This window comes from Leptothoe sp. EHU-05/26/07-4 (genome assembly GCF_043421015.1).
GTDB classification, from domain to species: domain Bacteria; phylum Cyanobacteriota; class Cyanobacteriia; order Phormidesmidales; family Phormidesmidaceae; genus Leptothoe; species Leptothoe turfae.
This window is the reverse complement of sequence record NZ_JAXSQV010000005.1, coordinates 1-25,424: the sequence shown is the minus strand read 5'-3', so window position 1 is coordinate 25,424 and position 25,424 is coordinate 1. Positions and strand designations below refer to the sequence as shown.

The 25,424-nt window shown below is 48.2% G+C and carries 26 protein-coding genes and 2 pseudogenes; 14 read left to right on the top strand and 14 right to left on the bottom strand.

Going from position 1 to position 25,424, the window contains the following annotated elements; translation table 11 throughout:
- Positions 1–6 precede the first annotated feature (6 nt).
- Genes U2F10_RS18695 through U2F10_RS18685 form a run of 3 tightly spaced genes read right to left on the bottom strand, consistent with a single transcriptional unit; the run spans position 7 to position 2,315 of the window.
- A complete protein-coding gene (locus tag U2F10_RS18695) occupies positions 7–1,347 on the bottom strand; it encodes a hypothetical protein (protein ID WP_499873015.1) in 1,341 nt (446 codons plus the stop codon).
- Positions 1,348–1,350: 3 nt separating this feature from the next.
- Positions 1,351–1,764: a VOC family protein gene (locus tag U2F10_RS18690; protein WP_499873014.1), complete on the bottom strand. Its 414-nt coding sequence runs from the start codon at positions 1,762–1,764 to the stop codon at positions 1,351–1,353.
- Positions 1,765–1,805: 41 nt separating this feature from the next.
- Positions 1,806–2,315 carry a TIGR02652 family protein gene (locus U2F10_RS18685; protein ID WP_006516656.1) on the bottom strand — a complete coding sequence of 170 codons (510 nt, stop codon included), beginning with the start codon at positions 2,313–2,315 and terminating at the stop codon, positions 1,806–1,808.
- Between the two features lie 338 nt (positions 2,316–2,653).
- Here U2F10_RS18685 and U2F10_RS18680 point away from each other — a divergent pair, with 338 nt between their 5' ends.
- The 3 genes from U2F10_RS18680 to U2F10_RS18670 all read left to right on the top strand — a co-directional run bounded on the left by U2F10_RS18680 (position 2,654) and on the right by U2F10_RS18670 (position 5,778).
- The gene (locus U2F10_RS18680; RefSeq protein ID WP_163666483.1) at positions 2,654–3,199 is read left to right on the top strand and encodes a gamma carbonic anhydrase family protein; all 546 of its coding nucleotides are present in this window, start codon (positions 2,654–2,656) and stop codon (positions 3,197–3,199) included.
- Positions 3,200–3,344: 145 nt separating this feature from the next.
- Complete coding sequence (locus U2F10_RS18675; protein ID WP_163666481.1) at positions 3,345–4,292, top strand: serine hydrolase; 948 nt, start codon at positions 3,345–3,347, stop codon at positions 4,290–4,292.
- Between the two features lie 46 nt (positions 4,293–4,338).
- Positions 4,339–5,778: a RecQ family ATP-dependent DNA helicase gene (locus tag U2F10_RS18670; RefSeq protein ID WP_499873013.1), complete on the top strand. Its 1,440-nt coding sequence runs from the start codon at positions 4,339–4,341 to the stop codon at positions 5,776–5,778.
- Between the two features lie 174 nt (positions 5,779–5,952).
- Here the strand turns inward: U2F10_RS18670 and U2F10_RS18665 are convergent.
- From U2F10_RS18665 to U2F10_RS18655, 3 genes and pseudogenes are all read right to left on the bottom strand, one after another.
- Positions 5,953–6,345, bottom strand: a pseudogene (locus U2F10_RS18665) (transposase); the annotation flags it as partial.
- A gap of 205 nt (positions 6,346–6,550) precedes the next feature.
- Positions 6,551–7,822 carry an insulinase family protein gene (locus U2F10_RS18660; protein WP_163666477.1) on the bottom strand — a complete coding sequence of 424 codons (1,272 nt, stop codon included), beginning with the start codon at positions 7,820–7,822 and terminating at the stop codon, positions 6,551–6,553.
- Between the two features lie 56 nt (positions 7,823–7,878).
- Positions 7,879–9,186, bottom strand: a complete 1,308-nt coding sequence (locus U2F10_RS18655) for a M16 family metallopeptidase (RefSeq protein WP_250565040.1) — start codon at positions 9,184–9,186, stop codon at positions 7,879–7,881.
- A 1,102-nt stretch (positions 9,187–10,288) separates the two neighbouring features.
- Here U2F10_RS18655 and sds point away from each other — a divergent pair.
- From sds to U2F10_RS18640, 3 genes are all read left to right on the top strand, one after another.
- Positions 10,289–11,260: a solanesyl diphosphate synthase gene (gene sds / locus U2F10_RS18650; protein ID WP_163666475.1), complete on the top strand. Its 972-nt coding sequence runs from the start codon at positions 10,289–10,291 to the stop codon at positions 11,258–11,260.
- A gap of 156 nt (positions 11,261–11,416) precedes the next feature.
- Positions 11,417–12,379 carry a carbohydrate kinase family protein gene (locus tag U2F10_RS18645; RefSeq protein ID WP_163666473.1) on the top strand — a complete coding sequence of 321 codons (963 nt, stop codon included), beginning with the start codon at positions 11,417–11,419 and terminating at the stop codon, positions 12,377–12,379.
- 73 nt (positions 12,380–12,452) lie between these two features.
- Positions 12,453–12,935 (top strand): CYTH domain-containing protein, encoded by a 483-nt coding sequence (locus U2F10_RS18640; protein WP_499873012.1) that lies wholly within the window; start codon positions 12,453–12,455, stop codon positions 12,933–12,935.
- On the opposite strand, the gene U2F10_RS18635 is transcribed toward U2F10_RS18640, so the two are convergent.
- Positions 12,919–13,659 carry a carbonic anhydrase gene (locus U2F10_RS18635; protein WP_499873011.1) on the bottom strand — a complete coding sequence of 247 codons (741 nt, stop codon included), beginning with the start codon at positions 13,657–13,659 and terminating at the stop codon, positions 12,919–12,921. The genes U2F10_RS18640 and U2F10_RS18635 overlap by 17 nt on opposite strands.
- Before the next feature lie 317 nt (positions 13,660–13,976).
- On the opposite strand from U2F10_RS18635, the gene rnhA reads away from it, so the two are divergent.
- Both rnhA and U2F10_RS18625 read left to right on the top strand, forming a co-directional pair.
- Complete coding sequence (gene rnhA, locus U2F10_RS18630; RefSeq protein ID WP_163699863.1) at positions 13,977–14,843, top strand: ribonuclease HI; 867 nt, start codon at positions 13,977–13,979, stop codon at positions 14,841–14,843.
- Positions 14,844–15,171: 328 nt separating this feature from the next.
- Complete coding sequence (locus tag U2F10_RS18625) at positions 15,172–17,283, top strand: S8 family serine peptidase (protein WP_163699865.1); 2,112 nt, start codon at positions 15,172–15,174, stop codon at positions 17,281–17,283.
- Positions 17,284–17,420: 137 nt separating this feature from the next.
- Here the strand turns inward: U2F10_RS18625 and psbA are convergent, their stop codons facing one another.
- The 3 genes from psbA to U2F10_RS18610 form a co-directional block, all read right to left on the bottom strand.
- Positions 17,421–18,503, bottom strand: coding sequence for a photosystem II q(b) protein (gene psbA / locus U2F10_RS18620; RefSeq protein WP_499060702.1), 1,083 nt, complete (start codon positions 18,501–18,503; stop codon positions 17,421–17,423).
- 206 nt (positions 18,504–18,709) lie between these two features.
- Complete coding sequence (locus tag U2F10_RS18615; RefSeq protein WP_163699284.1) at positions 18,710–19,054, bottom strand: histidine triad nucleotide-binding protein; 345 nt, start codon at positions 19,052–19,054, stop codon at positions 18,710–18,712.
- Between the two features lie 173 nt (positions 19,055–19,227).
- Positions 19,228–19,575, bottom strand: a complete 348-nt coding sequence (locus U2F10_RS18610) for a hypothetical protein (protein ID WP_163671250.1) — start codon at positions 19,573–19,575, stop codon at positions 19,228–19,230.
- Positions 19,576–19,965: 390 nt separating this feature from the next.
- Here U2F10_RS18610 and U2F10_RS18605 point away from each other — a divergent pair.
- Positions 19,966–20,301, top strand: a pseudogene (locus U2F10_RS18605) (magnesium chelatase domain-containing protein); the annotation flags it as partial.
- Between the two features lie 171 nt (positions 20,302–20,472).
- Here U2F10_RS18605 and U2F10_RS18600 read toward each other — a convergent pair.
- From U2F10_RS18600 to U2F10_RS18585, 4 genes are all read right to left on the bottom strand, one after another.
- Positions 20,473–20,757, bottom strand: a complete 285-nt coding sequence (locus tag U2F10_RS18600) for a hypothetical protein (RefSeq protein WP_499873010.1) — start codon at positions 20,755–20,757, stop codon at positions 20,473–20,475.
- A gap of 407 nt (positions 20,758–21,164) precedes the next feature.
- On the bottom strand, positions 21,165–21,587 hold the full coding sequence (locus U2F10_RS18595; RefSeq protein WP_499873009.1) for a hypothetical protein: 423 nt from the start codon (positions 21,585–21,587) through the stop codon (positions 21,165–21,167).
- 123 nt (positions 21,588–21,710) lie between these two features.
- Positions 21,711–21,884 carry a hypothetical protein gene (locus U2F10_RS18590; RefSeq protein ID WP_499873008.1) on the bottom strand — a complete coding sequence of 58 codons (174 nt, stop codon included), beginning with the start codon at positions 21,882–21,884 and terminating at the stop codon, positions 21,711–21,713.
- 685 nt (positions 21,885–22,569) lie between these two features.
- On the bottom strand, positions 22,570–22,989 hold the full coding sequence (locus U2F10_RS18585) for a hypothetical protein (RefSeq protein ID WP_499873007.1): 420 nt from the start codon (positions 22,987–22,989) through the stop codon (positions 22,570–22,572).
- Here U2F10_RS18585 and U2F10_RS18580 point away from each other — a divergent pair.
- The 5 genes from U2F10_RS18580 to U2F10_RS18560 all read left to right on the top strand — a co-directional run bounded on the left by U2F10_RS18580 (position 22,989) and on the right by U2F10_RS18560 (position 25,217).
- Positions 22,989–24,059, top strand: a complete 1,071-nt coding sequence (locus U2F10_RS18580) for a hypothetical protein (protein WP_499873006.1) — start codon at positions 22,989–22,991, stop codon at positions 24,057–24,059. The two genes, U2F10_RS18585 and U2F10_RS18580, sit on opposite strands and share 1 nt — an antisense overlap.
- Entirely contained in the window at positions 24,052–24,291 is a 240-nt protein-coding gene (locus tag U2F10_RS18575) for a hypothetical protein (protein WP_163671285.1), read from the top strand. The genes U2F10_RS18580 and U2F10_RS18575 overlap by 8 nt, the downstream gene beginning before the upstream one ends.
- The gene (locus U2F10_RS18570) at positions 24,288–24,533 is read left to right on the top strand and encodes a hypothetical protein (RefSeq protein ID WP_499873005.1); all 246 of its coding nucleotides are present in this window, start codon (positions 24,288–24,290) and stop codon (positions 24,531–24,533) included. The genes U2F10_RS18575 and U2F10_RS18570 overlap by 4 nt, the downstream gene beginning before the upstream one ends.
- A gap of 179 nt (positions 24,534–24,712) precedes the next feature.
- Entirely contained in the window at positions 24,713–24,901 is a 189-nt protein-coding gene (locus U2F10_RS18565) for a hypothetical protein (protein WP_499873004.1), read from the top strand.
- Positions 24,902–24,911: 10 nt separating this feature from the next.
- Positions 24,912–25,217, top strand: coding sequence for a hypothetical protein (locus tag U2F10_RS18560; protein WP_499873003.1), 306 nt, complete (start codon positions 24,912–24,914; stop codon positions 25,215–25,217).
- Positions 25,218–25,424 lie beyond the last annotated feature (207 nt).

The following is a 25,424-nucleotide window of genomic DNA, read 5'->3' as shown; positions in this document are numbered from 1 at the left end:
TGACGGCTAACGCAGTTTCCAAAAATGTTCCTGCTGATTTAGGGCTTGCTGTAAATGGTTAATGGTAATCTCTTCATCGCCTGCCAGACGATGTGTCATACGTCCAATTTCAGTAATCTGCTGAGTAGATAAGGATAAGCCTTCAGCTAGAGTAGTCCAGCGGACTTTTCCCATGGATTTAACGCCGTTGGGGAATATTTGTTGCCACAGCTGCAAGCGTAGTTCGGTATTGGGCATGGGGATATCGATCGTCGTGAGCTGCTGTCGCCATTGGTGGCGGATAAGGTGACGATGATGAACTATAAAAAAGACGTGGGTTGATGATTTGGTCAGCCAGTGCTGAAGGGCTGCTGTATCGATGGCTGAATTGCGGCCAAGCCAATGGTGGGCTGATTTAATTAAGACAATGGGATACTTAGCCTGGCCTAGTTCGGTAAGACAGTTGGGCCAGTCTTGGGGAGAAATTTGGGCCAGATCGAGAATATATAGAGATTGTTTGAGGTGGGTGGCGAGTGCGATCGCACTGCGCTCTTTACCCACACCTGGCTCTCCCACCAGCAATAGCCTCAACCGTGGCTGCTCTGCCACTGACTGTAGTCGCTGCTTGAGTGCATCGGCCAGTATCAGATCTGGCCAAGTCACTCGCCCTCGACATAGTTGGGCATACCAGTCAGCTGCTATAAACTGTAGCGGCCAGCTCGGGTCAGGATTCTCGGCCAGCAGGTACTCAACCCATGCAGGAGCCAGCTGCATCTGACTACCCAACAATGTCGAGGATGAACCCTCAACACATTGTAAAACCTGGCGCTTGATCAACGAATTTTCACCAGACAGCCGGGCACGCGCACGCCGACGCTCCAAATCATTGCGACACAATAATCGTAAGGCAAGTTCGACGGTCGGTAATGCCCCTACCGCGCAGTTAGTCCCTGTTTGCAAATAGTGATAAAGCCGCCCATAACGTACCTGAACTTCCGGAGCCAACGCCATCAGTACCAGCTTCTTTTCAAACAGGCTCAGCCCCAGCACCATTTGCATAGTTGGTAGCCCTAACGAAACTTTGCTAGCCCGACTCAGCAAAATCCGCTTGTCTATTGCTTTTTGGTACCCCAGTGAGGGTTTATCAGATGATTTAGGCGCTGTATCATCGTAGGCACGTTTTTTAACCGCAATGAGACCTTGCCACCAGTCACTAGTCGCCTTGTCAGACGCATTTTTGGCCACCTGATTAACCGACTTTAAATGCTTGCGTTGCTGAGAAACCGCCACTAAAAGCAGCCGTTCTAACCAGCTGAGCTCTGTTTCCAGATACGCCCAATTATTTGCAAACGGAATCCCAGAACCCATTAATTATTTCAAACGACGCAGGAACTCAAGCGGTAGCCCATCAGTATCAGCAATAAAGGCTACTTCATACACACTAGACCCAATCATCTGTTGCTGAGGTTCCAACAGGACGTTTAGAACCGTATCTTGAGAAATCGCTTTTTGCTTCAACTGTTCCAGCCAGGTCGGTAAACTGTCAGCTGCTTGAGTCAGGTCAAATGACAGATGATAGTAACCAGTGTAATGCTCATCACTAAAGGCATCGGCAGCAGGTTTGGGGTCTGGCACCTGCATGAGCTCGATTCGTCCATGTAAACCTTCCATCCAACACGCCAGAGTAATGCCAGCAGTAAAACGTTCTACCACATCAAATCCCAGCAGCTCATAAAAGGCAATGGCCTTATGAATATCCGCCGTTCGAATCGACGCATGATGCATAGTATTCCTATCACCGTCTTTTAACCAACAACTCGAACAGCTTACTCAAAAAATTTTAGATACCGATAATTATTCGGCACCCCAGGCTCTTTTTCTAAATCAAAATTGATCACTTCCCACTGAGGCACTTCTTGGGAAGACGGACTAAACGCCACAGGTAACCCATATAGCCTGGGAGTTCCTGTATCCACTTGGCCACGCCAAGGTGCACTGTATTCCAGATACGACTTCACTAGGGGCCGATAGCGTTCTGCAATAATCACTCGTGTCGCCCGATAACCCTCGGTATACAATCGATCGAGCGCTTCATGAATCTCAAACCGAATACCATCAGGATGAGTATGCTGACGATACCACTCCCCTTCCCATTGACGCCAGTGACGCCCCGATTGCACATGTACCAAATCATGGGTTTCAAGACTGACCTCAAACGCACCATGGCGTGTACATAGATAGCTATCGGTCAAGGTTAATGCCGGAATTGTCTGCCGACAGTGGGGGCATTTTATCTCTGGCCCATAAAACGGATACTGAGAAGCGGAATTTAGCATGCGGGTTTATTAAAGCATTGACACCTAAATATGTATTGGCCTGTCTCAACTACCCCAACGTTGAGCCTAGGCAAAGCCCCAGGTGCCGGAACGTACTAATAGAACACTCCAAACAAAGCCAATTAGGCTTTCACTCGCCTTATTATAACGGGAGGCAAAATAGCGCGCGCTAACCCTTACATACATTATTCTGAAGAGTTTTGTCCATCTCAATGGTTAACGTTGATAAACCCATGGACATTGAGACGGGGTATCAATCACCTGATTCCTACCCTCCGGCAAGCCTCCTAGGTTCAATTGGTAACCTTTAGAACTAGATCTATTCTGTAGGTAATTCTGTGACTAACCTCACTCCTGTCTTAACCACACCTGAAAGCTTTTGGCCTGCACCAGACCTCTCACAAGCTGCCTTTATTGCCCCAAATGCAACGGTCATTGGCAATGTAGAGATAGATGAAGGTGCGAACATTTGGTATACCGCCGTCGTCCGAGGCGATGTCGAGCTGATTCGCATCGGTGCCCACACCAACATACAAGACGGTGCCATTCTCCATGGCGATCCTGGGCAGCCCACAATCCTTGAAGACTATGTCACCATTGGCCATCGCGCTGTGGTGCACAGTGCCCACGTTGAGCACGGCTGCCTCATTGGTATTGGAGCCGTTATTCTTAACGGCGTCCGTATTGGTGCAGGCAGCATCATCGGCGCGGGCGCAGTCGTGAATAAGGATGTCGCACCCGGGTCACTGGTGGTCGGCATTCCTGGCAAGGTATTGAAAACTGTATCCGCCGAACAAATCGAAGAGCTGATCGACCATGCTAAAAAGTATGAACAGTTAGCCCTAGTTCATGCAGGTAAGGGCACTAATTTAGGGTTTGAGTAAATCAGTTTGAAGTTTTGAGTTTTGTAGAGTTTTGCTCTTCTCAACTTGTCGAGTATTTTGAGTTCGATTACCTCGACAAGGTATAGCAAGATAAAAAGCGAACAACTTAAAACTCACAGCTAAGCCCTTACAACGCCTCTCCCCGATGACCTCCAAATTCTTCCAGCCCAACGACGCTCTCCAGAAAAAACTCAACCAAATCCTCGATTTAACCTGGGCTCGTTTTCCTAACCTGGCACAAAATCAAATCGCGGTTACCTGGCTAGCTTACGAGCCTCCCTACACTGTCAATACAGGGGGCGCGCTAAGTGCTGATAACTTCTGGAAGCAACAGCCAAAGGGGGCAAGCTATCGCGGTGTAGAGCGGATTTACCCAGCCAGCGTCATCAAGTTGTTTTACCTGGTGGCTATTCATGAGTGGTTAGATCGCGGCATGGTCCAAACAAGCTTGGAACTAGAGCGAGCATTACGGGACATGATTATCGACTCTAGTAACGACGCAACAGGCTATGTCGTTGATGTGCTAACGGGTACGACAAGCGGTCCAGAGCTACCCCCTGGACCGTTTGAAACCTGGAAGCAACAGCGAAACTTGATCAACCGTTATCTAACCAGTCTGCAATGGCCTGAGCTAGCAACCATTAACGCTAACCAAAAAACTTGGTGTGATGGTCCCTACGGTCGAGAGCGAGCATTTCTGGGCGAGGGCTATGAAAACCGCAATATGCTGACGACCGAAGCATCTGCTCGGTTACTGCATAGCATTATTGGCGGGGTGGCAGTCAATGCAGAGAGGTCTCACACCATGATGGACCTGATGAAGCGCGACCTGGATCCTAAAGTACTAGCTGCGGATCCAGAAAATCAGGTGACGGGCTTTTTAGGGGCGGGTGTGCCCGTTGAGACAAAGGTTTGGTCAAAAGCAGGACTAACGAGTAAAGTACGCCATGATGCCGCTTACATTGAGGCAGATGGGGCACATCCCTATCTATTAGTCGTGTTTACTGAAGGGGCTGAGCACAGCCAAGACGAGGAGATTTTACCGTTTGTGTCAGCACAGATCTTGGCTGCAATGCATGGGATGAACACGTAAGGCTCACTTTCAACGGGCACTCTAAGACCAGTTCAAGGGTGCATCAATGATTACAAAAACGTCCTGGCAGCAAGTAGAAGCGCGCTTCAAAGAAATTTGGGGCTACGACAGTTTTCGTCCTCCACAAGATGAAGTCATTCGCACACTATTGGCCAAACAGGATGCTCTGATTGTCATGCCGACCGGTGGAGGTAAATCCATTTGCTTCCAACTGCCTGCTTTATTGCAAACAGGCATAACCCTGGTCATCTCTCCATTAGTTGCACTAATGGAGGACCAAGTTCAGGAGCTAAAGCAACGCCATTTAGCCGCAGAACGCATCCACAGTGCCCTGGCCAACTTTGAGAAACGAAACATACTGCAACAGGTGCAGCAAAACCGGTTGCGGTTGTTGTATCTATCGCCTGAAACACTACTCAGCAAACGAGTCTGGGACATTCTCTGTCACCCCCAGGTAATCATCAACGGCTTGATTTTGGACGAAGCCCATTGCCTGGTCCAATGGGGTGACACTTTCCGACCCACGTACCGACGACTCGGTGCTGTCAGACCAGCGCTGCTGACCCATAAACCCGCAGGCACCCAGATACCCATTGCAGCATTCACAGCAACGGCTAACCCAACGGCTCAGAAGACCATCTGCGAAGTGTTGCATCTACAACAAACTCAAGAGGTCAAACTCAGCCCCTATCGGTCAAACCTGAATTTAGCTGTGAAAGTGGTTTGGACTCCAAGGGGACGACGACAGGCAATGGTTCAGTTTGTAAGGTCTCATCCTGATCAAGCAGGATTGATCTATGTTCGCACTCGCCGGACTGCTGAAGAGTTAACCCAGTGGTTACACCCCCAGGGGTTTTCAGTGGCAGCGTATCATGCGGGGCTGGCCAGTGAGGCACGTCGGCGCATTGAAGCAGAGTGGATAAAGGGAAACTGTCAGTTTGTAGTATGCACCAGTGCATTTGGCATGGGGATTAACCATCCACGAGTTAGATGGGTCTGCCATTATCATGCGCCAAGTACGCTCAGTGAGTATGTGCAGGAGATTGGTCGCGGAGGACGAGATGGGAAACCAGCGGATGCGCTAACGCTGGTAAGTGAGCCTACAGGATGGTTAGATTCAGAGGATAAAAAACGCTGGCAGTTTTTTGCAGAGAGTGCGCGGAAGCTACAGCGAGAGGCACAACAGTTTGGGAAGTCATTAGCCGCATCTGGCCATATTGATGAGGTGTTGCGACGTAATGGGAAAGCAGCGACAGCACTAGCATTGTTGCATGGTCAGGGACGGTTGATTTGGCAAGACCCGTTTCACTATCAGTTGACGGTGGAGCAATCATCGAAAGCTGATAAACCAGTCGATAGTGTGAAGGAGACTAAGCAATATATCTTTAGTCGGAAGTGTCGCTGGCAGAGACTTTTAATACAGTTCGGCTGTGAAGCAGAAGCTCAAAACATGCAGTGCGGGCATTGTGATAATTGTCGACATTAGTCAACAAAAGATACTTAAGCCCATGCCCCTGAGATAAATTTTCATTCCAGAGATGGAGTATTCTCTTAAGAGCCTTAACCCAGGTCCTTAAACAATACTAGCCATAACATTTTTGATATAACAACCAAGGAAAAATATCGAGAGTGATCTGAATTTTGTGTAAACGCGGTTTGTTTAGAGAGGAAAGCGTTCTGGGAACAGGATCGCAAAATGTGACAAGGCGGCTCGCCAATTTTTAATCGGTCGATTCCATTTTTTCGCGATATGATTCATCACCAGATACATCAGTCTGCAAACAGCAGCTTCATCTGGGAAGATCGCTTGGGTCTTAATCACCTTACGCAAGGAGCGATTGAGGGATTCAATAGCATTGGTGGTGTAAATCACTCGACGAATCTCCATGGGATAGTCAAAAATAGGAATGACATTGTCCCAGTGGCGAATCCAGATTTGGCTGATAGCTGGGTAGGCCTCATCCCATTGTTCGCTGAAGGCATCAAGGACGGCTTCTGATTCAGCCAGGGTGGCCGCTTGGTAAATCGGTTTGAGGTCCGTGGCCACGGCCTTTTGCACGCCTTGGATACGTTACCGAGTGTTTTGGCTAGGTTTAAGAGGCCTAAGCGGTTCTTAACGATCTTGTCTTGGGTATTCATTGTGACACTCCTGATTCAGTGTGAGTTTACAGGTTGTGTCAGATAAAGTCTTAACTATTACATTTGATGTCAGCGACTATGCCGCCAAGCCCTGAGCCCTTACCTTATAACCTTGTCCTTTATCTCAGCGCTTCTACTGCTGTAGCTGGCCCCAAAATCGAGATATAGGAGTCTACAAAGCAACGCTTTGCTGCCTCTTGGGCGTCTTCAATGGTCACTGCCGCGATATTAGCCTGGAACTTGTCGTCAAACTCAGTGCCCAGCCCCAGAATCTCATACCAACCCAGCAGTTGAGCAATTTGCCCATTAGTCTGCTTACCCAATGCATATTGCCCAAGCATTTTATTCTTAGCGACCTGGAGCTCATGCTCGGTGAGGGGAACTTTGCAGAGTCGTCGCAGCTCACTCTGAAGACCGTCTAGTGCAACGGATGTATTTTCTGGTGCAGTGCCAATATAGGCGACAAATTGTGATGGGCCCAAACGTGTGGGATAAAACGCAGAAACGTCATAGGCCAAGCCCTGTTTTTCCCGTAGTTCGACAAATAGACGACTGGATAGGCCATTCCCTAGGTGAGTGCTCAGAAGCTTAAGGGCTGGAAAATCTGGGTGCATGACTGGGGCCGCTAGGTACCCAATAATCACAAATGCCTGGTTCGTTTCTTGGGGCGTGACGATGCGATAAGCATGGGATTCGAGCCCTGGCAGTTGAGGGGCAGGGGCAGGATACTCAGGGACAGCCCAATCGCCCATGAGTTTATCGACTAAAGCAACAGCCCGTTCAGGATCAATGCGTCCAACAATAACCACCACCATGTTGTCGGGACGAAAATGCTTTTGGTGGGCCTCTAAAAGATCATCGCGTTGAATGGCCATGACGGTTTCTTCAGTTCCCATGCTAGAAAACCCATAGGGATGGGTGCCGTACATGCCTTCACGAAAAAACTTATAGGCTACGCTAAAGGGCTGCTCTTGCATGGAGCGCAGACCTTGAATCGTCAGCTTCCGTTCGAGTTCAATTTCATTCTCAGGAAAGCTAGGCTCTTGCAGAATTTCAGTGGCGAGGCTGAAGATTTCCTCAAAATCGGCGGATACCGTTTTAACACTGACGACGCTGTAATCTGAAGCGCTATCGGCTCCTAAGCTGGCTCCTACATATTCCACAGCTTCCGCAATATCGAAGGAACTGCGGTGAGTTGTTCCTCTTGTGAGTAGGGATGTGAGCAAGCTAAAAATACCTGCATTTTTTGGTGTTTCATGGCCTTGTCCAACGGGTAGAAACACACGTGCTGAGACGATATCAGCGGCTGGATTTTCAATAGCAATAACTTTGAGGCCGTTGCCCAGATGGGTCGTGATGGAGTTTTGCTTTGGGGCAGTTGATACAGTCACAGGTGTTGTGGTTAGAGGTTGTAGTGAAGTCTGTCAGGAAAGGATGCAGTGTAGCGCTAGGCAGGAATTAGAGCAAGGGTGCCACAACTCTGTGGAGATAAGTATTGCTGGGCCAGGGGCATAAGTTGTTCAGCAGAGTATGCCTGTATGTGTTTGGGGTAGGTCAGGGAAAGTTCAGGTTTAGCCAAAGTGCCGTAATATCCATAGAGTCCAGCAAGCTGTCCTGGAGTTTCCATTGAAAAGGCATAGTCATTGCATAATACCCGTTTGGCTCGTGATAACTCTGCCTCACTAATCGGTATGTTAGCTAGGGTCGCGATGCGATCGCAAATGACCTGTTCTACTTCCTTTACATAATTGGGGGGGAGCCAGGCTGATAAAACGAATAAACTACAGTCCTTCTGTACCGAAAAACTACTTGCGATTTCATCTACCCATTGACGATCTTCGCGCAGCTCTCGTACCAGGCGCGACACCCGACCCTCGGCCAAGACTGTCGCCAAAATGTCTAAGCCACAGGCTGATTCTAAGTCCTCAATCCCAGGGGCTAGCCAGGCCATGATCAATCGCCCATGTTCCAATCGAGGCAATGCTAAGGTATGCCGAGGGTTGGTCAGTAGGCGTGGGGGTGACATTAGCCCTGCTGTCGGACATGATTCTCGTTGTGCAAATGCACGAAACGTTGTCTGCACTAGTTCTAGCACTCGCTCTAAGGAGACGCCACCAGTAATCACCACCTGCATATTCTCAGGTTGGTAGTGAGTACGATGGAACTGCCGCATTTCTTCAGGTGAGCGCTCTTGCAAGATCTCGGGAGACCCTAATACTGAACGTCCGTAGGGATGATTCCCATAAATCATTTCCGACAGCGTTTGAAAACCTATCCAATCAGGGTCATCCCAAGATTGATGAATCTCTTCGATGACTACATGTCGTTCTCTTACAAACTCGTCGGCTGGGATCGCTGCATGCAGTAACAGATCTGCAAGATAAGGGAGGGCATGGGCTAAGTCATTGGCAGCCACTGTCATATAAAAATGAGCATAATCATGACTTGTCGCTGCGTTTGCTAAACCACCACGGCTCTCAATAGCTGCATCGAACATGCCCGGCAAGATCTGCTCAGTCCCCTTAAACACCATGTGCTCTAAAAAATGAGCCATGCCTGTCCAAGTGTCTGGTTCACAACGAGCACCTGCCCGAATCCAAACGTCCACAACGACGACAGGAGTCGCTGCTATTTCTTGGTGAATAACAGTTAAGCCGCTGTCTAATTGGACAATGCTCGCTGGAAATGACCCATTGGCCTGATTAATATCACTGTTTGAAATATTGGAGGCAGGAACGTCAGGGGCTGAACTCAAATTGTTGGGTGCCTACTGCTTAAAACTTCTGTCTATGCTACCTCTCTAAGTTGTTTTCGGGAATACATACTTGGCAGAAGTTATCTGGAAGCTGTGCAATAAGCAATAAATCTCAGAAGGAAGAAAATTATACCGTTGCTGACTGGAGGGGTGTCATAAAACAATGGTCTGACCACTAACGTGGTCAGACCATCTGCTAAAAATAAACATAAATTAAAAGGTTTTTTATCTAGAGATTATTAAACCCTGATCAGGGACAAGGATGAAATGGCAAAAACCCATTACTTGAACCTGTAAGTCATTTCAACATTTGCTCTCTACGCCTGACAAAGCGTTGAACAGCCGTGAAAAGAATGTAGACCATTAACAAGTAACTAGTGGCAAGCAGCAATATCAGCAGGGGGGTTAAGGGATGAGTCATGGACGTAGCCAGTGAGAGAGGAGCAACAAGGACGATTCGCAGGCCAAACAGGCAGCCAGCAAAAACTGACAGCGGGGCAGCTAGTTCGAAAATTATGCAAGATTCCCAATAATCAAAAAGCCTTGATACAAGAATCACCCAGCACCATACGCATTGCAGTATCGCTCGTCACTCCGTACGCATCTAGGGCATACATGCACCGATAAATTTTCTAGCTGTCTGTTCGAGACCTTACAAGTCTGACTCAGCCATGGGTTGGGTCAAACAGTTGCCATACTCTTATAGACATTGCCTGCCATGGGTATCAACTACCCCAGACAACTGCAACACATCGGCGGATGACTCAAGCACTACTAGCAGTCAGAAGCCAACTACTAGAACAAAGCTACTAACACCAACTATTGAGCTTGCTATGAAATTTTCTAATTCCTAGTCCTTAGCTTAACATAAGAATTTGTTATTCACATAGACCTAATTAAAAAAAAGAAATAAAAATATCTAATCAATGCTGGCCAGATGGAACTCTTTATGGGGTGTGGTGCTTTGAGAACTGCAAAGTACTGAAGCAAAAGGTGTTTCTACATTTTCTAAATGGATTTACGACACCAAATGAGTCGTTAGCTTAGAATGAATATGGATTACTTAAAATTTCGTAATCAAGCCGTCTGAGCATTTTCTCCCATGACTTCAACAACATCGCTGTTTGCTCCCGTCGAAGCCGATCTCAGGCTATTGGCGGATAATTTAAAGCAGCTGGTCGGTGCTCGGCATCCTATTCTCTACGCTGCTGCAGAGCACCTTTTTGGGGCCGGAGGGAAACGGATTCGACCTGCTATTGTGCTTCTACTTTCACGGGCTACGGTGATGGAGGCAGATATTCCAGCTCGGCATTTTCGCCTGGCTGAGATTACTGAAATGATTCACACCGCCAGTCTGGTACACGATGATGTCGTCGATGAGTCGTCATTGAGACGTGGTGTTCCTACTGTCCACAGTAGTTTCAATAATCGAGTGGCGGTTTTGGCAGGGGATTTCTTATTTGCTCAATCGTCATGGCACTTAGCAAATTTAGACAATCTAACGGTTGTTAAATTGCTGTCCCGCGTGATTATGGATTTAGCTGAAGGTGAGATCCAGCAGGGGTTAAATAAGTTCGACACCACACTCTCCATTGATGCTTACTTGATGAAGAGCTATTACAAGACAGCATCACTCATTGCTAATAGCTGTAAGTCGGCGGGTGTTTTGAGTGAGGTTTCTGACTCTCTGGCTGAGGCATTTTATCAATATGGGCGGAACTTAGGCCTGGCATTTCAGGTGGTAGATGACATTTTGGACTTTACCGGTTCTGAGGAAGTGTTGGGTAAGCCTGCTGGTTCTGACTTGCTGAGTGGTAACCTGACAGCCCCAGTGCTTTATGCCATGGAAGAAACGCCTTATCTGGCTACGTTAATTGAGCGAGAGTTCGCTCAAAGCGGAGACTTTGATGAGGCGATGGCCTTGGTGAAGGCTAGTCGTGGTATTGAACGCTCACGGGAGCTGGCCTCTCAGCATGTTAAACAGGCTGTTCATAACCTGGCTGATTTACCTCAGTCTGAACCTAAGCGCGCACTGGAAGCTTTGTCTAGCTACGTGTTGAGCCGATTATATTAATTAGTCTAAGGTGCATTTGCCCGCTGCTCAAAGTGCGTTCAGCATAGGGATACTGGGTAAAAATGATTTTCTGGGTCTGCTAGTACCTTATACTTTCGGCGAGAGGCTAAATTAAGGCAGTCATCGTGTGATGGAGTATTGGGGCCAAAGACAGGGATGAGTAATCCAGGGCGTCCAGTTATATGTCTAGGGGAAATTCTGGTTGATAGTTTCTGGTCAAGCGATCGGGAGAAAAAACTGTCATTACCTGGTGGGGCACCGGCTAATGTAGCCTGTGGTCTGGCTAAGTTAGGAACATCGGCAGAATTTATTGGTGCTGTAGGCGTTGACTCTTGGGGGCAGGCCCTGGCTCAGTTGCTGTCGGACCTACAGGTGGGATCGCGTGGTTTGCAATCTCATCCGACAGCTCCCACCCGTGAGGTTTATGTGCTGACCGATGAGATGGGAGAGCGATCGTTTGCTGGGTTTTCATTGCCTGATCCAGCTAGTTTCGCAGATGCCCATGTGATTTGCGATCGCATCGATCCCCGCTTGTTCCATGGCACCAAATATTTAGTGATCGGCACCCTAGGTTTGGCCTATTCCCAAACGCGAGAATCTATTTTGCAGGCTGTGGAATGGATGCAAGAGCAAAATGGTCGAGTCGTCCTGGACGTTAACTGGCGGCCTATGTTTTGGGAAAACCCTGCCCAGGCCATGGGTCTAGTGATGGATTTACTTAAACACGTATCCTTTCTAAAGCTATCGGATACTGAGGCGCAGTGGTTATTGGAGACGACAGATCCGGTGGCAATCGCCGCCCAACGCCCTTATCTGGAAGGTGTTATGGTGACTGCTGGTGCCGCTGGCTGTCGCTATTATCTGGGGGGGTACAGTGGTCACGTGCCTGGGTTTGATGTGGATGTTGAAGACACCACTGGTGCGGGTGATGCCTTTGTTGCCGGTTTTTTACATAAGTTATGTCTCTTAGGTCGCAGCTGTTTACTGGATGCTGATTGTGCCCATGACGTCGTTCGCTATGCCAGTGCGGTGGCAGCGTTGACGACAACTCGATCGGGTGCGATCGCAGGGCAGCCCACCCCACGCGAGGTGGATGCATTCTTATTTTTGAGAAAATGACAATATATACGTGTAGGGGTATTCCATGGAATGCCCCTACACGCAACGTCCCTACGTCTCGAACGGAAATTCAATGGCTAAAGAAATCGAACGGAAGTTTATGGTGCAGGGCGACACCTGGCGTGATTTGGCAGAGGGACATTATTACTGCCAGGGCTATGTTGCTACCCAGGGAAAACAAACTGTGCGGGTACGGATTATTGGCGAGCAGGGATATCTCACCCTAAAAGGCCCCGTAGTGGGTATGAGTCGCTCGGAGTTTGAATACGAAATTCCTACCGTTGATGCCCAGGCAATGCTGGCAGAACTATGCCAAAAGCCTTTTGTCGAGAAAAACCGATACCGAATCCCAATGTCAGCAGTTGTTTGGGAAGTTGATGAATTTCTAGGGGAGAATCAGGGCTTAATTCTGGCGGAAGTAGAATTAACCCACGTTGGGCAAACAATAGAGCTGCCCACTTGGATTGGCCAGGAGGTAACGGGAGATCCTCGGTATTACAATTCCAACCTGGTCAAGAATCCATTTAGAGATTGGGGGCTTAGTAAGAACCCTTAAAAATTCTCTCAGCCTGTGTTCGTGCCAACCGATCTTCCCCTGGCATATGGGATACAGCATGGGCACCATGGGCACTTCCATTATTATTGAGGGCCTTGCCTAGATTGCTAAAGGGTGCAACAAAAGCATGACGCTCAGCATCGTAGGCTAAGATGCTGCCATCATTGATGTTGTAAATCCAGCCATGGAGAGATAGGTTGCCTCTATGGAGCATAGAGCGAACAGCTGGATAGGTGCGCAGATTTTCGATTTGCGTGAGGACATTCTCAGCCACCAGCATATCCAGCTTGTCAGACTTTTCTAAGTCGTTGTAATTGTCTTCAACCAGCTGACGGGTAGCTTCTGTATGGATTAGCCAGTTGTAGACCAAAGGCATTTTTTCTTCCAGCTGACCGATCTGTAGCAGTCCTTTCATGGCACCACAGCTAGAATGACCACAAACAATGATGTGATCAACGTTTAAGGACTTGACAGCATATTCAATGGTCGCCCCTTCCCCACCATTGGTAGCGCCAAAAGGAGGAACGATATTGCCTGCATTACGAATGACAAATAGTTCACCGAGTTCAGCTTGGGTAATGAGCTCGGGTTGTACTCGCGAGTCGGAACACGTAATAAATAAAGTATTGGGACTTTGACCCTTGGCCAGGGTCGCCATTAGTTTCTTATGGGAAGGAACGTAGGTATCTTGAAACTGACGCAGACCGCGCATTAATTTTTTCATTGTCCTTCGTCCTTCATACGTGCTCCTGGGCATTTTCTGACAATACCCTGTAATCCTTATCCCATATCTTTAGAGCTATGCGTACAAAGTTTTACTTATCAGTGTGATTAAAAGAAAGGTCAGAAGGGGGCAATGGGGACTGGAGATTGCTTTGGCAATATTTCTCCATGGGGGATTTTTTTGTGGATTTAATGAGCAATCCTGTAAATCACCGCTATGATGCATAGGGTTTTTAAGGCAACTATCTGCTGGGTGTAATGATCGAGCCATAGCTCATACCCGACTCCCCATTTCCCCTGTACTTGAAGGATTTCACGATGACCGATTTGCCTACAATTAAGGCGGTATACACCGACGGTGCTTGTTCAGGAAATCCTGGGCCAGGGGGCTGGGGGACGGTGATTTATTTTGTTGATGGGCAAGTGCATGAAATGGGAGGACACGCCTCGGGGACGACGAATAATCGCATGGAAATGCAGGCTGCGATCGCGGCGCTTCAGTTTCTCCAAAACAACGACTATGACGGCCCCATAGAACTGAATACCGACAGTAAATATTTGATTCAAGGCATCACCCAGTGGATGTCAGGTTGGAAACGCAAAGGTTGGAAAACATCTGCTGGCAAAGCGGTGCTGAACCAAGACCTATGGATGACGTTGGATAAATTAAAGCAGGATCTAGCAACGTCCCAAGGCGTTGACATTGATTGGCGTTATGTAAAAGGGCATGCAGGTAATGTGGGTAATGAACGCTGCGATGAAATTGCCCGTGCTTACTCCCATAAGCAATCAATTCGCTTAAAGCAGCTTACGGCTAAAGTCTTAGCGAGTAAGCAATTGTCATCGACCCGTACAGCCGACAATGGGCCGAAAAGTGAAGAGGCGGATTGCGATCGCATTGCAGCTGAGGCTCCAGACCGACAGAATCAAATGAATACTGAAGCTGGCGATACGTTACAGCGGCTTAGCCACATCCTTAACCGTTTGCAAATGGCCGATACGTTGGCTGAACACGGATATCTAATCACGACGCAAGAACTGGCCGACCTAGTGAATGAGACCGTTAGCGATATTGCTAAGCGTGGAGCGCAATGGACTTGGCGGAATTGGTCTGTTGTACAGGTGGGTGGCAATGGTGCCGACAAAGATTTTTGGCAGTTAGAAAGACTAGATTCCCTGTATTGATCTAACAGGATTGACCTGCATCAGAACTTTTTAGACCAAATTTTTTCGAAGATTAGTAAAATCCGGAACTTTTTTGCTCGTTTCTACGGCTATGTCTGCATAAAGCCGCAAGGCGAACTTTTTTTGAGCGTGCTAATCTGCGTATAAGAATAAACTTTTCAGCAAAATATTATTTTGACAGATTTGTGGGTTTCCAAAAGCCAGTTTTAGCTGTTTTGGTTAACCTTGCTGTCTGGATTGCCCCGTCTGCAATATATGGCACATGGGAATGTCTGTTTCATCTACTGATTTCACTTGATGTATCAAAAATGCTTGTAAGTAAAGAACTATGGCGTTCTTGAATGAGACGTTTTCTCCTGAAAGTCTTGCTGCCGATCTCACACAGCTGCTAAGTGCTGATGTTACTCCTTTTGTGCAAGAGCGTTTACAAACTATCGCTCCTGCTCCAGAGAACTTAACTCAGCTGGCTGAAGCACTTGACATTATAAATTTGGATCAAACCGCAGATTTTCTAACTGCTATTACGAATGAGGAGTTTTTAGATTCCATTAATCAAACGTTGAGGAATGGGTTGGCCAGAAGGGCAGAATTCCTGTCCGAGCAAACTATTGACTCTTCATCCGGTTCCTTGGCAGATGGTGATTGGCTAACGGGACTGGTGGGAGCACTCACAAGCAATATAGATGGCTCCCTCGATACTTTGCTCAACGGCGGCTATGCAACACAAGAGGATGCAATAGCTACTGAGCAGGCTGATAGAGCTGGGAATACGCTCACAACAGCCCATAATCTTGGTGTCTTGAGTAGTAATCAAACAGTTCAAGATTTTGTGGGCGCAGCGGATGCAAATGACTACTACCGCTTTAGCCTGACGCAGCGCAGTCGTTTAAGGCTGGCATTAACTGGCCTCACGGCAAATGCGGATATCGAATTGCTCAATCGTGATGGCAAAGTCCTGGAAGCTTCCTATGGTGAAGGTCTAGCATCAGAGGAAATGACGCAGGCTGTAGATGCTGGTGATTATTACATTCGAGTCTCCTCAGCCGGAGGAGATTCAAACTATCGTTTGGCAGTGGCTGCTAACGTGCTATCAGTACCAGACAATGCAGGGAATACCTTTAGGACTGCTCGTAATATTGGCACGCTGGGCAGCAGCCGGTCTTTTCAAGACTTTATCGGCAATGGCGATGCCAACGATTTCTATCGCTTTAGCCTTAGCCAAAATAGCAACTTCAGCTTAGAACTCACAGGGCTAAGTGCGGATGCCGATGTACAGCTATTCAATAGCCTTGGACAGTTGGTTGAGCAGTCTTGGGCACCGGGTTCAAGTTCTGAATCAATCAATCGGTCTTTAGCGGCAGGTACCTACTATATTCGTGTCTTTCCCTATGCAACTGCGAACACTAACTATCGTTTGACGTTGAATGCTGCTGAATTGACAGCATCCCCATCGTCATTTAGCAATGTCTACGGTTATGGGCTGGTTAATGCAGCGGATGCCGTAGCCCGTGCTTTGGGCCAGGCTACTTCCCTGCCTGATGTTGCAAATCTAGGGGGTAATAACTGGGGCCTTGATTTGGTGAATGCACCGGAAGCCTGGGCTCGAGGATATACCGGCGATGGAGTGGTAGTCGCTGTTATTGACTCAGGGGTAGATATTAATCATGCTGATTTGCGCGATAACATTTGGGTCAATACTGACGAAATCCCTAATAATGGTGTCGATGATGATGGCAATGGCTACATCGACGATATCAACGGTTGGAACTTTGGCGTGGGGCAAAACAATAACAACGTTTTGCCTGGAACCAACGATCCGGGTCAGGGCCATGGTACCCATGTGGCAGGCACCATCGCCGCTGCTAATAACGGTATAGGTGTGACAGGCGTTGCCCATGAATCCAGCATCATGGCGATTCGTATGGGAGATGTTTCAGGTGGCAGATTCCTTAATGCTGGTAATCTGGCCCAAGCTATTCGTTACGCAGTAGATAACGGTGCAGATGTGATTAATATGAGCCTCGGCTGGACTGATTCGCCGGAGATACAAGCTGCCTTAGCCTATGCTGCTAGCAATAATGTCATCACGGTGAGTGCATCTGGTAATGGGGATGCTAATGGTAATGGGCTACCGTTCCCAGGTAATCCGGCCCGATATGCGACACAGTATGGTATTTCTGTAGGCGCTGTTGATATTAATCAAGATATTGCTAGATTCTCCAATCGCCCTGGCAATAATAGCGATCTCCAGCATGTAGTTGCTCCAGGGGTTCGTGTCTATTCCACAACACCCAATAATACCTACGGTTTCTCTAGTGGAACATCTATGGCAACACCGCACGTTGCTGGTGTAGTTGCTCTGATGCTGGATGCAAACCCGAACTTAACCCACGCTCAGGTTAGGCAAATCTTGACTGATTCGTCTGTCAGGCTAGCTTAAGTTTGGTGCGTCATCTTCTTCATGCGGAGGGTGTGAGTTAGCTGTCAATCAAGCTATAAATCAATAAAAAGAGGGGCTCCTTTACGGAGCCCCTCTTTTTTAGCTTATGCCTTACAACTTAGCCAAGACTAAAGTACTTAGCCATTGATTGCAGGAGCGCTCAATGCAACAGGTACTTCAGCACCAGCAGCCAAATCTAGAGGGAAGTTGTGAGCGTTACGCTCGTGCATTACTTCCATACCTAGGTTGGCACGGTTGATCACGTCAGCCCAAGTGCTAACGACACGACCCTGGGAGTCCAAAATAGACTGGTTAAAGTTAAAGCCATTCAGATTGAAGGCCATGGTGCTGATGCCCAGCGCGGTGAACCAGATACAAACAACGGGCCAAGCACCCAAGAAGAAGTGCAAGGAACGGCTGTTGTTGAAGGAAGCATACTGGAAGATCAAACGACCGAAGTAGCCGTGGGCTGCAACGATGTTGTACGTCTCTTCTTCCTGACCAAACTTGTATCCATAGTTCTGGGACTCAGTCTCAGTGGTCTCACGAACCAAGGAGGACGTTACCAGAGAACCGTGCATTGCGGAGAACAAAGACCCCCCGAAGACACCCGCCACACCGAGCATGTGGAAGGGGTGCATCAGGATGTTGTGCTCAGCTTGGAAAACAAGCATGAAGTTGAAGGTACCGGAAATACCTAGAGGCATACCATCAGAGAATGAACCCTGACCGATGGGGTAGATCAAGAATACTGCAGTTGCAGACGCCAAAGGTGCGGAGTAAGCAACACAGATCCAAGGACGCATACCCAAGCGGTAGGACAGTTCCCACTGACGACCCATGTAGGCAAAGCAGCCAATGAGGAAGTGGAAAATGACCAGCTGGTAAGGGCCACCGTTATACAACCACTCATCTAGAGAAGCAGCTTCCCAGATGGGGTAGAAATGTAGACCGATAGCGTTGGAAGAAGGAATTACAGCACCGGAAATGATGTTGTTGCCTAGTAGTAAAGAACCAGCAACGGGCTCACGGATACCGTCAATATCAACAGGAGGAGCAGCGATGAATGCGATGACAAAACAAGCAGTAGCAGCTAGCAGAGTAGGGATCATCAAAGTGCCGAACCAACCAACATAAATGCGGTTGTCAGTACTAGTAACCCACTGACAATACTGCTCCCACATGCCAGCCCGTTCACGGGATTGCAAAGTAGAAGTCATAGTGATGATAGAAGTTATGAACATGAGTCAACATCACTGTGAAGGCAAACAAAGATAAATAATTTAATCTCTGCGGCAAATTAAGTGAGTGAAGACTCGTTTATAAGATTAGTAAATATGCTTAGCGCATTGTAGGGGTACGATACGAAACTTCCTGGATCGACACATTTCTACGTAAAAAATGATTGGTTGCTCATTGTGAGAATTTATCCGGGTGGCCAAGCTAATGAACGTCCACCCAATAGATGCATATGGAGATGGAAGACCGTTTGTCCGCCATCTTGGCCAGTATTGATAACTACTCGATATCCGTTACTCAAGCCTTCGGCATCAGCAATTTCCTTTACAGTTAGTAACATATGGCCCAGTAATTGCTTATCCTCAACCACGGCGTCTGACAGTTTGGGAATGGGCTTTTTAGGAATAACTAATATGTGAGTAGGTGCTTGGGGACTGATATCGCGAAAGGCTAGACAAAGATCATCTTCATAAACGATATCTGCAGGTATTTCTTTGCGAATAATCTTGCTAAAAATTGTGTCTTCACTCATGGTGCGTTGATGGGCACAACGCTTCGCATTGTAAGGGTTAGTGATGCCTTAAGAAGGCGAAGATTTTGAAGAGATGGGGGAGTCTTAAATTGTGTGTGATGAATATTCTTTGTCCAAAGGTATTAGCTGTATCCCATGGACGATTTTTCTTAACCTAACTTTCTGAGAACTGTTTAGCTGCCTACAGGTGGTTTAGGAAACTGAACTTGGCTATATAACCAATCGGCGATTAATTTAGGGCAATTTTTTTTTGACCAGCGCACAGCCAAATAGTGGAATGCTGGTTTGGTGAGACGAGCGATCCACTTCATGAGGCGGTTGAGATGACGAGGTTTGACGCGATAATTTATGAGGTTATTGGAGCCGATGTCATAGAGGCGGTCCAAAACAAGCTGTAACGTTGCTTCTTCCCGTAGAAACATGTTTTCTAATAAGAGTTCCACATCCTGCATGTGCTCATCTGCGAGCTGCTTTTCGCGCATAGTTATGGCGACGTCAGCGGAGTTGGAAGTCGTCAGCATGATTTCTTAAAACTGATTTATATGTGTAAGGGATGTGGCAGGCATCGCTTCTCTGGACATCGATGAAGAGTCACATTTGTCATTCAACTGTCTAGTATGCAGATACCATATTTCATGGTTCATAATTGTGATCCTAGTCCTAATCAGGGCCTCTTTAGCCGGAAGTGACTACACAATTCAATTCAATTTGACCGGCCCAGTTCAAACACCTCAATGATAGGGGACATTTTTAATTGAAACCGATGGTGTGCAGCTTAGTCTCTATTCATCGAGAATACTAAAGTATTTATAGTATGTAGTTTTCTGATCAAACCAGTTACCCAAATTGCACTGGTCAAGTCGCACTATTTATATGCTTGGGCATTCTACGTAAACATGTAGGAGACTACCATGCTGGCAAGAATCTGGAGTGCGTCTTTAATCGGTATTGATGCCTTAAAAGTTGGTGTGGAAGTGGATTTGTCAGGAGGCCTACCGAGTGTTGCCATAGTGGGTTTGCCTGATGCGGCTGTGCAAGAATCACGTGAGCGTGTGAAGGCGTCACTAAAAAATGCGGGTTTTCCGTTTCCGATGCGCAAAGTTGTAGTAAATTTGACGCCTGCTGATGTTCGAAAAGAAGGCCCTATCTATGATTTGCCTATTGCCATTGGCATTTTGGCGGCGTCTGGTCTAGTCAGTCAAGAGAGTTTAGATGGGTATTTGCTTTTAGGTGAGCTATCGCTTGATTAGGAAACGATGTCAGACCACCCTTAATACATTTCTTTTTAGCTGGATTATGTGTCTTAGCTAGGTTAGCTGAGCTATATGAGTTACATGCTGAGGGAGCCAGTGGTTCCTGCTGCTTTATTAGATGTCTCTCGGCAGCTGCATTGTAGACTTCTGCTGGAGTTTTAAGATTCATGTCCATGACCCAACCTCCCCAACCTGAGGCGTCATTACCCATTGCTTAATTGCAGGAGCTTCACCAGCTTCCATGCTTTGAAATAGACGCTCAATCGATTCAGAGAGAGGCATATGCCCTTGATGGCCCAACCCCGTGAGTAAGGCGATGATTTCCCAGAACGTTGTCAATAGTTCCTGTGTGTCTGTGTCGAGTGCCAGGAAGCGCTTTTGGAGAGGCTGATGGGAAATTTCAAGAGATAGGCAGCTAGAAACGCGCTGCCAGTAGGAAGGTGTCGTCATTAGGATGCACCCCCTAGTAAATTTAATCTACGATTCTCCACTGTAGATTGTGGGATTCGAGTATACTGTGGACAGTGTATTGAAGTTGCTAGTAAATTCATACTTGAAAGCCGCTTCGGCGGTTAGGTGGTGTATCGCGTAGATGCGGTCATCGAAATCAGAAAAACTCACGACTTGTCCGGTGTGGAAACTGTGGAGCAGGGTGTGGGTTTTTCTGATCTAAGGCACCCTGCCCAAACAAAACATTTCAAACCTCCTGACAATAATGGGCTTCACGTAGCTGCACCTGATTTGAAAATCTATGACGACGACCTATTTGTTACGGAAAAACGATTAAGAAAGAGATTCTCAGGGCGGTTCTCGGGGGACGCCACCCCATCTCCCCCTCCATTTACCGAGGAAGGTGTTCATCCCCATATCTCCTCAATGGCTTTCATGGCGCTGACACGGTTGAGCAAGTCTTTTGTCACGGTCCATTGCCAGATCGCAGTGTCGATATCGTGCTCAGCGGTTTCAAATAGAATCGTTAATACGTCCAAGGGTGAATCAATGCCGATGATTCCCTCGTTGCTTAAGAAGATGATTCCCTCGTTGCTTAAGAATCCGAGTCGGATGCCGTAATCCTGTAGATGCCCGATGCGGATCCAGGTTTGAGTGACGAGCCGCTGTTGGTCTGGCTTGAGGGTATAGAAGCGCTTCTTGCGTTTCTTGATGTGGCGATTTGGAATCCCTAGATAGCGGGATACCGTCTTGAGGAGCCTCCAAAACGATTGAGAGCAATCAATCTCCTGAGAATTTTTATTAGAGGCTGGGCAAAAAGAATTTTTCATGCTATTTATATATATGTAATCTCTTCTTACTGTACGGATTACATTTGCATTCAGGGTAGTGTTCTGAAGTCAATGTAAAACCACTCAGAGCCGCCTGACTCCTCTTGGTCAGGCGGCTTTTTGCTACGTGGCGACTTTCCGCTGAGACGCCGTTTTCTGCTGAGGAGTCGTATTTGCGGAGATCAGACTTCTCAAGCGAGCCGTCCGGCTTTCACCTTGTTGGCTATCAATTTTGCGAATGTCACGAGCGCTCAGACGGAACGAATAGATTTGGAGGGGTTCGCTACTTTTTCTCATGGTTCAGTTCCTACTTGATTGGGTTGCATAGATGATGGGAGATGCGGAGAACAGCCAGGCAATCGCCCTAACAGGAGTGGTGTACCTGAGGTACAACTAGAGTAATCTCAATAAACACATTAGACTACACTTAATGGCATTACTTAAGGCCAATAGAGATATATTGGCCTTTGCGCGTTCTCTTAATAGTAAGACTAGCTTACTATTAAGACGACAGCAACCCTTATTTTGTGAAGTTATCTCACGGCTGATACGTAATTATAGGTTGCTTGGCGATTGATTGACTAAAGATTCAGCTTACAGTGAAGACTACATAAAGTCTCTAAAGCCAAATAACAGGTCGATATGACGGATTCTCGACGCATCCGCTAGGTGAATCAGGGATCCCGTCGCGCGCTGAGGCCTGAAATGTGATTTTTTTGTGATGTTTGATTCCGTTGAGAGCTCAACGCATTCTCGCCATATGGTCAGACGACCGAGTGCTGTTGCCGTCGTTGGTCATTGCCCGTTCAGTGTCTAGCGGGCCACCCCTTTATCTATATCTATCGTGAGCGTCTAGTTTTTGGAGCCATCAGCCCTCTGCTTTGAGCGTCCGGCCTATAGGTTGGCTGGCCGTCTGCTTCTCGTACCCGTCATCCCAGCAGGACAGACAGCAGCACAGCCATCGTGACACCCTGGAACGTCATCACTCCTCAGCTCTCCGGCGCTTGTCTTCCCCTTCAACTGGTGGCTCCCATTCCGGCACCTCTTCATTCATGGACTCCAGCCATAGGGCCAGCCCCGTTTCAACCGCTTCAGCAAACGTCAACTCATTCAGCGCACACACCGATCTGACCTTGAGTAGCAGGGGCTTAGGGAGGTCTACGGAGGTGTGCCCATAATTGGGGTCTTTACGTCTGCTGCGGGCCAAGTGAGTCACCGTGTCATAAAAGTCGCCCCTATTGTTACATACCAAGGCATCCGTCATATTTTGGGATATAGGTATCTTGCGATCTTTATATCTTGATGCCATAATATCAAAAGCAACAGTTCCGATACCGCTACCGAACCGACCGAAATCGGAACTCCTAAACACCCGCTTTTTAGTAACGGAACGAGAAATCAATGGTTACAGCTACTGACACCCCGAAGGCCGGGGTACCCAAACGCACCAAAACGGAACCTGCCATCGTCTTAACCGCTGCCGGTGATTTTGGCTATTCGCTGGCTCAACTCCGTGGCTCAACGATTCAGGTGAATGAGCCGAGCTACTACATCAAAGAGGGACTCTCTGATTTGCCCGATATGCCCGAGGAAGGAGTGTTTACCTATATCTCGGGAGATGCTACCGAGCTAGTAGGGCGACATATTGCCGTGGGCAGTGCCGCGTATGCCATCGACCCTGATAACTGTCAGAAGAATTCGGACGACAAATCAAACAAGCTGGATTCAGCGCTCATCATGGTGCTCGGGTTGTTGACCTACCAGAAAGGACTGCCCGAGGTCTTTACTCTGAACTTGCTGACGTGTCTACAGAAGGTGACGAAAGAGTTACGACGCTATGCCATGGACATCCTCTCGGGGACCCATGAGATTAAATGTGGTCGTCGGTTTCACAAAATCACTATCCAGCCGCTGGGGTGTGGGGATGAAGGGATTGGTGTGCTGTTAGGGGTGCCTGATTTGAACACCCATGGCAACATCGTTGTTATGTCCATTGGCGGTGGCACGATTAATGTCAGTTCGTTTTATCGCAGGAAGCTCGTTAATCAGGCCCCGTTTCCGATGGGGGTGATGGATCTCTATCAAAAGATTGCGCTGGCTCCCAGTGTTACCGATGTGTTGCGGTCAACCAGTGGTGATATTCATGTCATCCGCCAGGGGGTTGAGCGAGGGGATATGTATTATGGAGCCGCTGTGGCCCATGACCGCTTTAGTTTCGAAGATGACTACTACATCTTGTTGAAAGAGTGGTTCACAGAAGCGTTTGTTAGGCCACTGCAATTGGCGAACAAGTTTATGAAGACCGCTGATGCGGGGTTGGTGTTTGGGGGTGGTGCGATGCTTCCAGGGATTGAACCGTTGCTTCGTAAGTACAACTTCAGAGTGGTTGAAGATCCGGTCAATGCCAATGTTCAGGGCTTATATGAGATTGCGAAAGCGTTAGTCGCGAAGGGAGGTCAGGCCAGTGGCTAAAGTCCACATCCGGGATGTGGTGAAGGCTGACTTAGAGGCTCGATACCCTGGCGATGACTACACATTCTCAGATCGCGTGTTGAAGTTGATGACTGAGCTAGATGCCTATAAGAGAATGGCCGTTCGTCGTGATGAGGCGACATCCCAACACAAGACGCAACGGTCAGTGCCTGAGGAAGGCTTGGCAGAGGATTTAGCTGAGCTCTGTATATCTGACGATGAATCCCCATGAAAACCCAACGTTTTATCCATACTCGCACCCACCAAACCGTTGCCCTGCCTGTCCTGGGCCATGGGTTTGTATTCTCGCCGGTCCCTGGCATGAAGCCTGCTATCTGGACCGTCGATGGGCTCAAGGCACTCGGCTTCTTTATGGCCTCCAATCACACCCGTTGGTTACCTCCGGCGAGGTATCCGCGCAAGCTGATTACCCGAACTACCCAGAGAGAACGTCGCGGAGCTTTAACGTACTAGAGACCGCAGTCATTGCCTGTCGTGATGAGCTGGCGAGGGGGTCGGCACCCGCACCCCGTCTCCTCTGTTATTCACCCCAAAATCATCCGTATTCAGGCTGTGTTTGCCCATCTCATCGAGAGGAGCGTCTTGCTACCCAGGATTGGGCATTGATCAGGTTATCAATCAGGAAGAGAACCATGAAGACGACAACATATGGGCTCTATAGCCGCGAATCCCTGCACAGGCTAGAGCACTACCGGCCCACCCATCATTGGTATTGGGCCTTAAAATGCAAGGCCGATACTGAGGCGCAATCACAGCCCATGACTGGCGTGGGTTGGCCCAGCACGCTGCCGAGCGTAGATTTGAAACTGTTTCGGGAGTAGAGAAGAGCCGATGAACACCCGTACTCCCAAGGTCAGAGATACCTACCGGGCTGAAGTCTGGTTGAATGCCGCTCAGGTCTCGTTTCTCGATTCTCTCTATCCCGATCAGGAGCTGGCGATCCAAGTCGGGCTCCTGATCCGAGATGAGATGAGGGCGAGTCGTCGTAATACGCCTGGAAAGCCTGATCCAATCGCCTCCCAGGGCACGGTGGTGGCGTTACGACCGGCCAAGCGACCGGCCATGATGCGACCCAGAGCTACAGATAGGGCTGAGCTTTCTAAGGTGCCTGTGAATGACGTCTTCTGGCCCCCTTGAGCCTTCTGAATGTCCTCGGTGGAGCCATCTAATGTACTTGTGGCTCATTCTGGACTGCTCTGACTCCTTCTAATGGACCTGTGAAGGCTTCTAATGGACCTGTGGCTCCCAAGGCTGCCACACCGCCTAAGAAGGTCGCTGAGCCGTCCCAGCCTGCTCCACCTCCCTCCTCAGCGCCTACCAAGCCCGCTCCACCTCCCTCCTCAG